We start from the raw sequence: 12,893 nt of genomic DNA, 5'->3' as shown, positions 1-12,893 counted from the left end.
TACTTTTTTTAAACTTAGTAGCTTAGAATCTTAGCAACTTAGAGTCTCTATTTTTTATCAACCACAGGTCTGTTCTCTCTGTTTGCCAAATCCCAGGCAACAACAAAAGCAAGCTGCGCTCTTTTTGTTAAAGCATCATATTCAATTTTTTGAGGTTCATCACCCTTTCCGTGGTAATCTTCGTGAACACCATTAAAAAAGAAAACAGCTGGAATACCATTTTTTGCGAAGTTATAATGATCAGAACGCTCGTAAAAATGATTCGGATCTTTGGGATCATTAAATTTAAAATCTAAATCTAATTTGGTATATTTTTCGTTTTGTGCGACAACTGCATTATGTAAATCAGTCGATAATCGGTTAGCTCCAATTACATAAACATAATTGTTTGTTTTAGCATGTTCAACATCACGACGGCCAATCATGTCGATATTGATATCAGTGATTGTATTTGCAATTGGAAATAATGGATTTTCAGAATAATAACGGGATCCGTGTAAGCCATGCTCTTCACCGGTAACATGCAGAAACAGGATAGAGCGTTTAGGCCCGTGTCCGTCTTTTTTTGCTTTTGCGAATGCTTTTGCTATTTCTAATACAGCTACTGTTCCAGAACCATCATCGTCAGCTCCGTTATAAACTTCTCCATTTTTTATTCCTACGTGATCATAATGTGCAGAGATTACCAAAACTTCATCCGGTTTTTCCGAACCTTCAATATAAGCCCAGATATTTTCTGAATCAGGAAGGTTTTCATTGCGTCTTGCATTTAAAAAAGCTGCAGGAATATGTTGGTAATAATCTGTTGCTCCTTTAGGAAATGCAACATCATTTTTTTTGTATTGTTCAATCATATAAAGTCCTGCTTTTTTCTGTCCTTTTGAGCCAGTTTCCCGACCTTCCATTTCATCTGAAGCAACAACATAAAGCATCGTTTTTAAATCTTCAGCAGTAATGATCTTCATGTATTTAGTTGGATCTGAATTATCTTTTGAAGCAGCCGACTGTGTGTTTTTACATGAAAATGCAGAAACAATTAGTAATAGAATAATAATTTTTTTCATTCTTTAATTAGTGTAAATTGATGAATATGTACAGAACATAAAGTATAAGTAAAAATAGAATAAAAAAGGAGTTTATAAAGAACAATATTACACTTTTAACAAATGAAACAAATCTGGTCTCTCCATAAAAACGGTGATGCGCAGGATAAAAATAATAGAACATCCAAATCATTCCAACAAAAGTAGATAAGTCTGCAATAAATGCAATTGGACTGTCTTCTCCAAATAATCCAATTACTTTGTTGGTAATGAATAAGATGAGAAATATTAAAAGTAAAAATGAAAAATAATGGAGCGTAAAAATTCCGTGATCAAAATAATACCATTTCTTTTTGTTATGAAAAATCCATAAAAAGAAGGCAAAGAAAGGCATTATGATGAAAAGTATTTTGGGAATATTATGAATAAAGGATTCAATGAATTTTACTATAATTTCTTTTTGAGTATTATGCTCGGTAACATGTACAGCCTTTTCGTAAAACCAATATTCAAATCCTGAAAATTTGTCCTCTTCCTTGCCATATTTCTGAATCGAGTCGATTTCTTTCATCGGAGTCAATTCAAAATGCTTATTGGGGTTAAAAGCTTTATGTACCTTTTTATCTTTTTTTTCGAATTTAGAAGAAATTTTTTTATCGGCCTTATCGAGGTTTTCATTTACTTTATCAGGGAACAAAGTAATTAAAAGAAAAGTAACAAAACTTATAAAAATATAAAGGCGAACAGGAGCAAGGTAAGATAATCTTTTTCCTGAAAGATATTCTTTGGTTAGTGCAGCAGGCCTAAAAAGCAGATTTCGAATGGTTTTCCAGAAGGCATTTTCGTAATGCGTCAAATCTTCAAAGAAATGAATAAATAAATGATGAAACGTTTTCCGGGTGTCTGTGTTTTCCTGCCCACAATTTGGGCAAAATTTTTGATCAACAACATGCCGGCAATTCAGGCACGTTTTATCTTTTCTAATCGTACTTTTTGACATCTGTAATTTTGGTTGATTTTGGTTTAGTTTGTTTTAGATTTTATTTTTTTAATACTTCACTCAGAAAAAGCTGTAGGTGTTCGAATGATCTTTTTGCAGCTACCGGATTATAAGCAGCTCCTTTTGAGTTGTCATTTCCTGCTTCAGGGTTAGTAAAAGAATGTACGGCATTTGCATAATAAATCATTTGCCAATCTGCTTTAGTATCTCTCATTTCCTGCTGAAAAGCAGTAATTTCTTCAGCTTTTACATTTGGATCATCAGCTCCGTGACAAATTAAAACTTTAGCTGTAATAGGTTCAGTTGAACGTGAAGCATCTTTGCCTAAACCTCCATGAAAAGAAACTACTCCTTTCACATTCAAATGTCCGCGTGCAGCTTCTAAAACTCCCGTTCCTCCAAAACAATATCCTATAGCAACAATATTATCAGCATTTGCACCTGATTTAATTAATTCCTGCAGGGCTAAATTGATTCGTTTCTGATAAGCTTCATAATTTTTTTTATAGAAACCTGCTTGTTTTCCTGCTTCTGCATTGTCTTTTGGATAATTTCCTTCACCATATATATCAGCTATGAAAACGGTATAGCCCAATTTTGATAAATTCTGGGCAATTTCTTTAGAAGCATTATCGATTCCTTTCCAGGCAGGAAGCATTAAAATCCCGGGATTGTGATTGCTTTTTTTGGAAGCTTTTATCGATAGTCCATTTAAAATCTGATTTCCATCATTGTATTTTACGGGTTTTAATTGTGCATTCATGTTGCTGTAAAATAAGATGATAGCTAAAAATAAGAATGTTGATTTTTTCATAATTTGACGATTTTACACAAATATCAGAAATATTATGTTACAAAAAAACCTCAAAAGATATTTCTTCTGAGGTTTAAATTTTGGATGTTATAGGTTAATAAATTATTCGCCGGGATGATAAGTTCGTTCGGCATTTTTTATGACATCTTCTTTGTAAAATAAAACATCTTTAAATTGGCCTTTTTGATAAATTTCAGCCTGATCATAAAAGTGTTTCGAATTTACGTTACCGCTATTTCCTCCGGCTAATAATGACTTAGCTTTGATTCTTGGACCAAACTCAACGGCACAGACAAAACTATTGCCATTATAGCCATAACGTTTTTTAGAATTATTTTGATAATTGCTTTTAAAAGACGGAAGACTTCCCCATGAACCCGGACCAAAACCGATTGGTAAACTGGTTTTATTATCATCGTATTTTAAATCAATATCACCACTCGAACGCTGAAAACGATTTACATCACCCCAGGCTACCTGCCAGGTTCCCCATTTTGATTTTAATTCTTTTATGACTGTCTGCAATTGTGGAATAACTTGATTTGGCGTTGCATTTTTAGCGAAAAGTTTTGTGTTTTCTACCTGATCAAGTTCGCCTTCATCAATATATGTTTTTTGAATAATCGGATCTAGTTTATAAGCCCATTCAACGGCTAATGTAGTAGCAACTGAATTTTCTTTAGCATAATAATCCCAATTTTTTAAAAGTGTAACAGGCTCAATCAAATCAGTATATTCAGGATCTGTGGGTTTTATATTTTTTTCAAAAATAGAAATTAAACCCGGAATCAGAATTTCAAAAATGGATAATTTAGAATCATAGCCGTCAGCAATTACTTTGTCTAAAGTATATTTTTCATCTTTGCTGAAAATTCGAACGGCATTTATACCTCTGAAATTTTCTCCGTCCGGTGCCATGTAAGGAATGTAATTTTCCTCTTTCGGGCTGTTTTCGCCTGCAACGCTGTAAGGAGTTGAATTGCAATTCTGAAGCCAGCCATTTACAGGATTGTATAGATGAACAGTTTCATCAACTTCATGCAAACCCTTCCATTGAGTTGAAGATATTGATCCGTCAACAACTTTTGACCAATTGAAAGTTTTATCCCTTATCGGAATAAAATTACCATGCCAGTACGCAATATTACCTTTGTTATCACCATAAACCGTATTGTTTGAAGTATTGGCTTTCAAATCCATTGCTTTTTTATAATCATCAAAACTCTTTGATTTTGTTCTTACCCAACTCTGAATCAAACTATTCATCGAGCGGTTCATCGATTTTAGACTAATCCATTTTCCGTCACGTTTGGCCATAATCGGACCGTTGTTGGTAAAATAAGTTTTGAATTTTTTTAGAATTAATTTTCCGTTCTCCGTATAGTTTATTGTGATTTCTTTTTCGATTACCGGTAGAAGTTTGTTATCGAATTCATAGAATAATTTTCCTTTTTTATTGCTGATTTTTTCTGCATACATATCGGCAACATCAACATTTGAGGAAGTATGCATCCAGCCACAATTTTCATTGAATCCCTGATAAATAAAAAATTGTCCCCAGGTAACGGCTCCGTAAGCATTCAGACCTTCCTCGCTTGTAACCTGAACTTCGGGCCTGAAATAGAAAGTTGTATGCGGATTAATATATAAAATCGAATTTCCGTCAGCGGTTTTTGATGGGGCAAAAGCAAATCCATTTGAACCGGTCTGCACATTTTTTTCTCTTTCTGTGTAAGCTACTTTATCATTGTTACCGGAATAAAAAGTTTTGAGCTCTCCTGTAGAAAGATCTGCAGTGCTGATGGCACCAATACTTCCGTCGGTCCATAAAAGCGGAAACCAGGGTTCAAAATGAGTTAAAAGCGCGGGTTTAATTTCAGGATGTTTGTATAAATAAAAATTAATCGCATCAGCATAGCTGTTTAATAGTTTTTTAAGCCAAAGCGGTGCTTTTTTGTAGTCTGATTTTGCTTCTTCAGCATCAATTAATAAGCGAATTTCCAAATCGTTGTACAAAACTGATTGTCCTTTAATTTCTGAAAGACGGCCCAGTTTTTCGATATAATTCATTTCAATCCGTTTAAAATCATCTTCACATTGCGCATACAGCAGACCAAAAACGGCATCTGCATCCGTTTTTCCGTAAATATGCGGAATTCCCCAATTGTCCCGAATTATGTTTACCTGCTGTGCAGCTTTTTCAAGACGTAAAACTTCTTTTGGATTGATTTTTTGCGCTGTAAGCTGAAAACTAATGCAAAAAATAGTAAAGGTTATTTTTAAGATTTCAGAATAATTAAACATTATTATTTAATATTAAATTTTTGTCCGGCGTTGTAAATACTCATTTCCAGTTTTTCAATCGAAATCAGATTGCCTTTTTTAGATTTCAAAATTCCTTTTGGTTTTCGGACTACAATAACTTCACTTTCTCCGGCAACTTCAACCTGATTATTCCGTACAATAATTGCAGTCGCTTCGTCAATTCCAATTCCGGTTAAATCAGGAAATTCAACCAAACCTGAAAGTAAACGATTGTAACGGTTTCTCTTCAAAAAATGCTGGTCAATTACAGCCGTTTTCAGTAAACCTAAACCTTCTGCAGTTTCTAAATTATCATATCTGATATTATCAAAAGTTCCGGAATATTCTTTTTCTAATTTTTGATTTCCGGTAATCATTTTTTCAGACATTACAGCTGCTCCGGCACTTGTTCCGGAAATTGTGCTCCCATTTTCGTAAGCTTTTTGTATAGCTGTTTTTATTGGTGTATTTTGGACAATTTTCATAAAACGGGTTTGGTCCCCGCCACTTATAAAAATCAATTTTGCTTTTTGAACAGAATCTGTAAGTGTTTTGTTTTGTGCTGTTTCTTTATTGAAATTCAGCATTATAATTGGATTTGATGTTAGTTTTACCATTTGCGTTTTAAAAAAGATAAAAGAGCTGTCAGGTTCTTCGCTTGACATTGGCAATACCACTATATAATCTTTTGGGCCCAGTTCTGCGATACCTAATAATTGTTTCATCAGATCATCAGACCGGTTACCGCCTCCAATTATAAATAATTTTCCCTTTGATGTTTGTGCCTGTAGAAAATTACCGGTAAACAGGAGCAGAATAGCCATAAATTTATTCAAAGAAAATCTAAAAGGAAAAAGGTTTTTCATAGATGGTAATTTTGTTTGATTAAGGCTCTTTTTATTACAAGCTAATATTTCGTTTAAAAGCGCAGCCTAATTCGATCATTGAATCTGTTTTTGCGATCCCGGGAATGTTGTCGATTTTTTCATATAATATTTTACGCATGTGTTCATGGTTTTTTGCTGTAATTTTTAGGTACAGTGTAAACGATCCGGTTACATAATAACATTCCGTAATTTCGGGAATCTTTTTTAATGCTTCGATAATTCGATCAGAATCAGAATCTTTATTGAGTGTAATTCCGGTAAAAGAAGCCCAATCATAGCCAATTTGCTTTTCGTTTAAGATGGGTTTGATGCCGGTAATTATGCCTTGCTCAAATAAACGGTTAATGCGCTGATGCACCATTGTATTTGAAATTTTCAAATTAGTTGCAATGGTCGAATATGCAATTCTTCCGTCTTTTTCTAATTCTTTTATAATTTTTATGTCAAATTCATCCAGGATATCCATGCAGCCTCTTTTCTTTTAATTTATGTAAAGATAAAAATAAGTCTGATTTGCTTTATTAAAAGCGAAATTTTAAAATGACTTATATTTGTGTTAAAATAAGTTATTTTGATTTTTTAAAAGTAATTTTAAGTTAAAAATAATCATTTAATCGCAATGAATAAATAATTTTTATATTTTTGTTTTATTAAAAACAAATTATCATGGGACATAAGCAGGAAATTCTTTCATCGAAATCGGAAGTTTTGATTGAAAAAGAAAATAAATATGGGGCACATAATTACCATCCGCTTCCGGTTGTTTTGGAAAAAGGAGAAGGGGTATATGTATGGGATGTAGACGGAAAAAAATATTATGACTTTTTATCGGCTTATTCTGCCGTGAATCAAGGGCATTGTCATCCTGTAATTGTAAAAGCGATGACAGATCAGGCTCAAAAACTGACTTTGACTTCTCGTGCTTTTTACAATGATAAATTAGGAAATTACGAAGAATTTATAACAAATTATTTTGGTTTTGATAAAGTATTACCAATGAATACTGGTGCTGAAGCGGTTGAAACTGCTCTGAAACTATGTAGAAAATGGGCTTATGAAGTAAAAGGAATTCATGAGGACCTTGCACAGATTATTGTTTGTGAGAATAATTTTCATGGAAGAACCACAACGATTATTTCTTTCTCGAATGATGAAAATGCCCGTAAAAACTTTGGACCTTTTACAGATGGATTTATAAAAATTGAATATGATAATTTAGAAGCTCTTGAAAAAACTTTAGAATCATCAAAAAATATTGCCGGTTTTCTTGTTGAACCAATCCAGGGTGAAGCAGGAGTATATGTTCCTTCTGAAGGTTATTTGGCGAAAGCAAAAGCACTTTGTGAGAAACATAATGTTTTGTTTATTGCGGATGAAGTTCAGACCGGAATTGCACGCACAGGAAAATTATTGGCCGTTCATCATGAAAATGTACAACCTGATATTTTAATTTTAGGAAAAGCTATTTCTGGTGGAGTTTATCCGGTTTCTGCAGTCTTGGCGAATAACGAAATCATGAATGTGATCAAACCGGGACAGCACGGATCTACTTTTGGAGGGAATCCTGTTGCAGCAGCTGTAGCAATTGCTGCGCTTGAAGTTGTCAGAGATGAAAAGTTAGCTGAAAATGCTGAGCGTTTAGGAATTATTCTTAGAAAAGGATTAAATGAAATTGCAGAGCGTAATGACTTAATTACTTTGGTTCGTGGAAAAGGTTTATTAAATGCAATAGTAATTAACTGTAGTGAAGATTCTGATCTGGCTTGGGAAATTTGTTTGAAATTCAGAGATAACGGATTGTTGGCTAAACCAACTCACGGTAATAAAATCAGATTGGCACCGCCATTGGTAATGACTGAAACTCAAATTCAGGAGTGTCTTGAAATTATCGAGAAATCTCTTAATGATTTTAGAGATTAATAATCTTTTTGAATTAAGAATAACTCGTTGGGTGTAATTAAAAACAGGTGTCAGGCTGAGCGGACTCGAAGCCCTTTGCATGTAAAAAGCCTTCGACTAAGTTTATCCTGAGCGAAGCCGAATGGACCCAGGATGACAGTGATTTCTTAAAGTATGAAGAAAGATGTTTTACTCAAATTTATACTTTTTGATTTATTTGTTTTATATCAAATAAGAGTTTTAATCTACAGTCAATGGATTAAAAGCATAAAAAAACCATTCGTTTCAACGAATGGTTTTTTGGTTTAAAAAAGTTTGGTATTAACTACCGTAACCAGGGTTTTGGGTGATTTTATTATTTGTATCCATTTCTCTTAAAGGAATTGGAAAAACTAATGCAGGATCATCGTAAGGAATTAATTCTGAACCATCACCATTAACATCAATTGATGCTTTTGTTCTTTTTAAGTCATGAATGGCGAAACCTTCCATAGCCAGTTCTAATTCACGCTCTCTTAAAATAGTAGCGAGAGTTAATGCCGTAAAGTTTTCGGCATTAGCCCTGGTTCTTATTAAATTAATATCGTTTAAAGCTGTATCTCCAACTGCAGTATTTAATCTAAAGTTTGTTTCTGCTCTTATTAAGTACATTTCAGCTAAACGAATTATACCTACATTACCATATTGATTGGTATATTTTGAAGTTAATAATCTTCCGTTGTCGTCGTTAACGTAATTAAAATTAGCTCTGGCATCATCAGGATCTGTAAATTTATTCAAATACGTTCCTCTTATTTCAATATCACCGCCACGACCGCCATTTCCTTCTGAGGCATACATTACAACGATTTCATTTTCTCCTGTTTGTTTGGTAATCTGAATCGCAAAAATATCTTCAATTTGATTTTCATCATGGTTAAATGCATTTGCATAAGTGGTTGACAGAGCTCTGCCGCTATTTTCAATTACTTCGTTTGCCGCATCACGGGCTGCCGGATAATTTTGCTGCTGTAAATACACTCTTGCCAATAAAGCTTTGGCAGCATATTTATCAGCATAGAAACTGTTTTCTTCAGGAAGTCCATCATATGCATCATTTAGATATTGAAGAATTAAAGTATAAACTTCTTCAACGCTGCTTCTTTCTTTAGATAAGTCGGCAGTAAAATCATAAATTGCATTTGGTCTGATGATTACACCTAACTGTGTGTTTTGTTTACCGGCTTCGTATGGCAATGCAAAAAATCGAACCAGGTCAAAATAAGCTAATCCTTTCAAAAAGTTAGCCTCCGCTACCATTCTTGTTCTTTTATCAGGATCTGCTACTTTGTCAATATTTTCGATAACTGTATTTGCAGCATTGATGATTTCGTAGTTGCGGGCATAGATTTGTCTCGCAAAAACGTTATCAACAACAATAGTTTTGGTATACATTTGTCTAAAGTCTGCATAAGTTCCTCTCCATCTAAAATCTGTTGTACTTGTTAGTCCGGTTTGTGCCATTAAATCACCGGCAACTAAACTCCTTCCACCGTACACATCAGCGTCAGCGGCAAGAGCGTAAGCCCCGTTTAAGATATTTGTTATACCAGTTTCAGTACTTAAAGTAACATCAGCATCCTGATTTTGTTTTGGATCAATTTCTAATTCTTTTTCACAACTTACCAGTAAGGTGGTAAAAAGAATAAATAAGATGTATTTATATGATTTCATTTTTGATATTTTTAAAAATTAATATTTACCCCTAAAGCAATTGTTCTGGCAGGAGGAGCAGAATAAAATTCTTCTCCGATACCAGCATCATCTCTTCTGGCTTCAGGATCATAACCTGTATAATTTGTAAAGGTTAAAAGATTTACACCCGTTGCATAAAAACGAACACTGCTTATTCCTGCATCTTTTAATGTAGTTTTTGGTAAAGTATAACCAATTGTTAAATTTCTTAAACGAACAAAGTCAGATTTGTCAAGATATCTTGTAGATGCACCAGTTCCGTTACTTCCGTATAATCTTGCTTGTGGAACATTCGTAATATCACCGGGATTTTGCCAACGGTTTAACTGATCTGTAGTCTGATTGTCAAAATAATCTGCAGCTGTCGATTGGTATTGTCCTGCAGCGTTATAAATACTTGCTCCCCATTCTCCCTGAAAAGTAAATGAAAAATCGATTCCTTTATAATTTATTGTATTGGTTAAACCGGCCATTAATTCAGGAAAAGGATTTCCGGCAATGGTTCTTTTAGCTTCGCTGTAATCATTAGTAGTTGATTTGTCTAATGTACCATCAGCATTAGCAGTGTTTTTTACATATAATGCATCTCCGTTAGCAGGATCAACACCGGCATATTCTACTAAATAGAATGATGAAATATTTTCGCCAACCCTGTTGATTGTATATGATGTAACAATATCTTTACCATTTGGCATTGATAAAACTTCAGATTTATTTGTTGTTATATTAAAACTGGTATTCCATTTGAAATTGTCATTTTCAATATTTTTGGTATTAACTGTAAACTCCAAACCACTACTTCTTACTTTACCAATATTTTGATTGATTGTTGCAGCTCCGGAGCTTATAGCCAAAGGAACTTCAAAAAGTAAACCATCTGTAGTTTTGTTGTAATAATCGGCTTCAATACTTATACGGCTGAATAAGCCAAATTCGATACCATAATCTACTTGAGTAGATTTTTCCCAGGTTAAATTATCATTTCCTGCCTGATTAAAAGTAAGACCTGATTTTAGGTTATAAGGATTTGCAGCATATAACTGGCGTGAAGCAAAGTTACCGATTTCAGCATTTCCTAATTTTCCCCAGCTTCCTTTTAGTTTTAAGAAAGATAAAACTTTATTGTCTTTTAAGAAGCTTTCTTCAGAAACAATCCATCCGGCAGAGAAAGCAGGGAAAACTCCAAATCGCTCATTTTTCCCAAAACGTGAAGAACCGTCACGACGAATACTGGCTTTAAACAGGTATTTATTATTGTATGAATAATTTAATCTTCCAAATTGCGATACAAAAGTGTAGTTAGTTTCATTTCCGGCCCCGGCATTAACTTCGGCACCTCCGTCAACAGTCTGGAAAGAATCATCCGGAAAATAAATACTTGTAACAGATTGATATCTGCGGTTGTATTTGTTAAATTCCATACCGGCAACAACATTTACATTATGCTTTTCGGCAAATGTTTTATCATACGTAAGATAGTTACTCCATATGTATGTTTCGTTGTTTACAGATGTTGCATAAGCTTCTCCGTCTGTCGCCATAAATGGAGCATTTTTACCCTGCCAGTAATCTTCTGTTTGAGATAAAAGATCGTATGCAAAATCAGAGTTTATTTTTAAAGAAGGAATGATTTGATATTCTGCAAAAACTTTTCCTGTAACTCTTCTCATGATTGTCTTCCAAAACGAATTGTCAGCCGCTAATAAATAGTTGGCATATAAAGTGTTTGGGTTTGCGGTTCCATCTTCCAGACGGGCAGGCGATAATGGCGATTGTGCCACAGCCTGAAGCGGTGTTGTAAAAGAGTTATCATCCTGAACACGATCGATTACAGATCTTGAAAAGCTTAAATTCATTCCGATATTAAAATTATCTGAAACTTTATGCGATACATTTGATCTTGCCGTAACTCTCTCTAATTCATTTTTATCAATAATACCTGTGGTGTTATTGTAAGCACCGGAAAAGAAATATTTTGTTTTGGCATCACCTCCGGAAACTGAAAAATCTACATCAGTAGTAAGACCGGTTTGAAAGGCAAGATCCTGCCAATCTGTATTTACAGCTCTGTTTCTCCAGTCGGTTCCCTGTGCAAGAAAGTCAAAAGTACTCTCTGCCTCAGAAGCGTCCCCTGTTCCATTAATTGATGCTTCAGTAAATAATTTGATGTACTGATCGGCATTCAGCCATTTCTTTTTGTGAGTAGCTTCGCTAATACCCTGAGACATATTAATAGAAAAAGTTCCTTTTCCGTCTTTTCCTTTTTTAGTTGTAATAATAATAACTCCATTTGCACCACGAGCTCCATAAATGGCAGCTGATGAAGCATCTTTCAGTACATCGATAGATTCAATCTCATTTGGACTTAATGTTAATAAAGGATTGGTAGCCGCTCCATTAGTTGATTCATCTGATGTAACTAACGGAATTCCATCCAAAACATATAATGGTTCTGTGCCCGCACTAATGCTGGCAGCACCTCTAACTCTAATATTTATTCCCCCGTCGACTTTACCATTGGTTTGTGTAATTTGTACACCGGCCAGTTTACCAACCAAGGCATTTTGAACATTGGCAACCGGTATTTGTTGAATGTCTTTTGCTGTCACTCGGGCAATATTATCAGTAGATTTCCTTTTTGTCTGGGTACCATAACCAACAACTAAAACGGCTTCCAGTTCATTTGGTGCATCTTCAAGTGTAATTTTCATTGAAGTTTTTGCAGGTACAACTATACTTTTCATTCCTAAATATGAAATTACTAATTGCTGACCTGTTTGTACATTGATTGTAAATTCTCCATCAAAGTTAGTTTGTGTGCCTTCTTTTGCTCCCTGAACAATAATATTTGCCCCAGGTATAGGAAGTCCTTTTTTGTCTGTAACTACTCCGGTTACTTTAATTTCCTGGGCAACCGCTATTTGAATAAAAAATACAAATAACATTGCCAAAAAATGCTTATAATTAATTTTCATGTTTTATCATGTTTTGGGTTAATGTTTTACAAATATCTTAAATAAACGTTAATTTTTGGGTGTTTTTTAACATTAAAGATAACATCAAATGGTACTTTTATAATATTTACAACATTACCGTAGAATAATTGGTTATTTGTAATAATAAAGGCTATTAATTGCTTTTTATATCATCAATATTTGATACTCTTTGTTATTACAGCCTGAAAAAATATTTTAATTTTTTTGAATTAAAAC

At 33.9% G+C, this 12,893-nt stretch carries 9 protein-coding genes; 1 reads left to right on the top strand and 8 read right to left on the bottom strand.

Annotated features, from left to right (window positions below):
• Positions 1 to 47 precede the first annotated feature (47 nt).
• The 6 genes from PMI10_RS10550 to PMI10_RS10525 all read right to left on the bottom strand — a co-directional run bounded on the left by PMI10_RS10550 (position 48) and on the right by PMI10_RS10525 (position 6,514).
• Complete coding sequence (locus tag PMI10_RS10550; protein ID WP_007807529.1) at positions 48 to 1,064, bottom strand: M28 family peptidase; 1,017 nt, start codon at positions 1,062 to 1,064, stop codon at positions 48 to 50.
• Positions 1,065 to 1,071: 7 nt separating this feature from the next.
• Entirely contained in the window at positions 1,072 to 2,043 is a 972-nt protein-coding gene (locus PMI10_RS10545) for a DUF3667 domain-containing protein (protein ID WP_007807527.1), read from the bottom strand.
• A 40-nt stretch (positions 2,044 to 2,083) separates the two neighbouring features.
• The gene (locus PMI10_RS10540; protein ID WP_007807525.1) at positions 2,084 to 2,857 is read right to left on the bottom strand and encodes a dienelactone hydrolase family protein; all 774 of its coding nucleotides are present in this window, start codon (positions 2,855 to 2,857) and stop codon (positions 2,084 to 2,086) included.
• A gap of 102 nt (positions 2,858 to 2,959) precedes the next feature.
• Positions 2,960 to 5,161 carry a penicillin acylase family protein gene (locus PMI10_RS10535; RefSeq protein WP_007807523.1) on the bottom strand — a complete coding sequence of 734 codons (2,202 nt, stop codon included), beginning with the start codon at positions 5,159 to 5,161 and terminating at the stop codon, positions 2,960 to 2,962.
• A gap of 2 nt (positions 5,162 to 5,163) precedes the next feature.
• Positions 5,164 to 6,027 carry a cyanophycinase gene (locus PMI10_RS10530; protein ID WP_007807521.1) on the bottom strand — a complete coding sequence of 288 codons (864 nt, stop codon included), beginning with the start codon at positions 6,025 to 6,027 and terminating at the stop codon, positions 5,164 to 5,166.
• A gap of 34 nt (positions 6,028 to 6,061) precedes the next feature.
• Entirely contained in the window at positions 6,062 to 6,514 is a 453-nt protein-coding gene (locus PMI10_RS10525; RefSeq protein ID WP_007807520.1) for an Lrp/AsnC family transcriptional regulator, read from the bottom strand.
• 200 nt (positions 6,515 to 6,714) lie between these two features.
• Between PMI10_RS10525 and rocD the strand changes: the two genes are divergently transcribed.
• A complete protein-coding gene (gene rocD, locus PMI10_RS10520) occupies positions 6,715 to 7,968 on the top strand; it encodes an ornithine--oxo-acid transaminase (RefSeq protein WP_007807518.1) in 1,254 nt (417 codons plus the stop codon).
• A 300-nt stretch (positions 7,969 to 8,268) separates the two neighbouring features.
• Here the strand turns inward: rocD and PMI10_RS10515 are convergent, their stop codons facing one another.
• Complete coding sequence (locus PMI10_RS10515; RefSeq protein WP_007807516.1) at positions 8,269 to 9,660, bottom strand: RagB/SusD family nutrient uptake outer membrane protein; 1,392 nt, start codon at positions 9,658 to 9,660, stop codon at positions 8,269 to 8,271.
• Positions 9,661 to 9,671: 11 nt separating this feature from the next.
• Complete coding sequence (locus PMI10_RS10510; protein ID WP_007807514.1) at positions 9,672 to 12,656, bottom strand: SusC/RagA family TonB-linked outer membrane protein; 2,985 nt, start codon at positions 12,654 to 12,656, stop codon at positions 9,672 to 9,674.
• Positions 12,657 to 12,893: the final 237 nt, after the last annotated feature.

The organism is Flavobacterium sp. CF136 (genome assembly GCF_000282055.1).
GTDB lineage: Bacteria > Bacteroidota > Bacteroidia > Flavobacteriales > Flavobacteriaceae > Flavobacterium.
Note: the sequence above shows the minus strand (reverse complement) of the source record. Positions and strands in the feature narration are given on the sequence as shown.

Bases quoted from the DNA above. Each gene is read 5' to 3' on its own strand.
- PMI10_RS10545 (WP_007807527.1), bottom strand. From the start codon at position 2,043: ATGTCAAAAAGTACGATTAGAAAAGATAAAACGTGCCTGAATTGCCGG.
- rocD (WP_007807518.1), top strand. From the start codon at position 6,715: ATGGGACATAAGCAGGAAATTCTTTCATCGAAATCGGAAGTTTTGATT.
- PMI10_RS10525 (WP_007807520.1), bottom strand. From the start codon at position 6,514: ATGGATATCCTGGATGAATTTGACATAAAAATTATAAAAGAATTAGAA.
- PMI10_RS10510 (WP_007807514.1), bottom strand. From the start codon at position 12,656: ATGAAAATTAATTATAAGCATTTTTTGGCAATGTTATTTGTATTTTTT.
- PMI10_RS10535 (WP_007807523.1), bottom strand. From the start codon at position 5,161: ATGTTTAATTATTCTGAAATCTTAAAAATAACCTTTACTATTTTTTGC.
- PMI10_RS10530 (WP_007807521.1), bottom strand. From the start codon at position 6,027: ATGAAAAACCTTTTTCCTTTTAGATTTTCTTTGAATAAATTTATGGCT.
- PMI10_RS10550 (WP_007807529.1), bottom strand. From the start codon at position 1,064: ATGAAAAAAATTATTATTCTATTACTAATTGTTTCTGCATTTTCATGT.
- PMI10_RS10515 (WP_007807516.1), bottom strand. From the start codon at position 9,660: ATGAAATCATATAAATACATCTTATTTATTCTTTTTACCACCTTACTG.
- PMI10_RS10540 (WP_007807525.1), bottom strand. From the start codon at position 2,857: ATGAAAAAATCAACATTCTTATTTTTAGCTATCATCTTATTTTACAGC.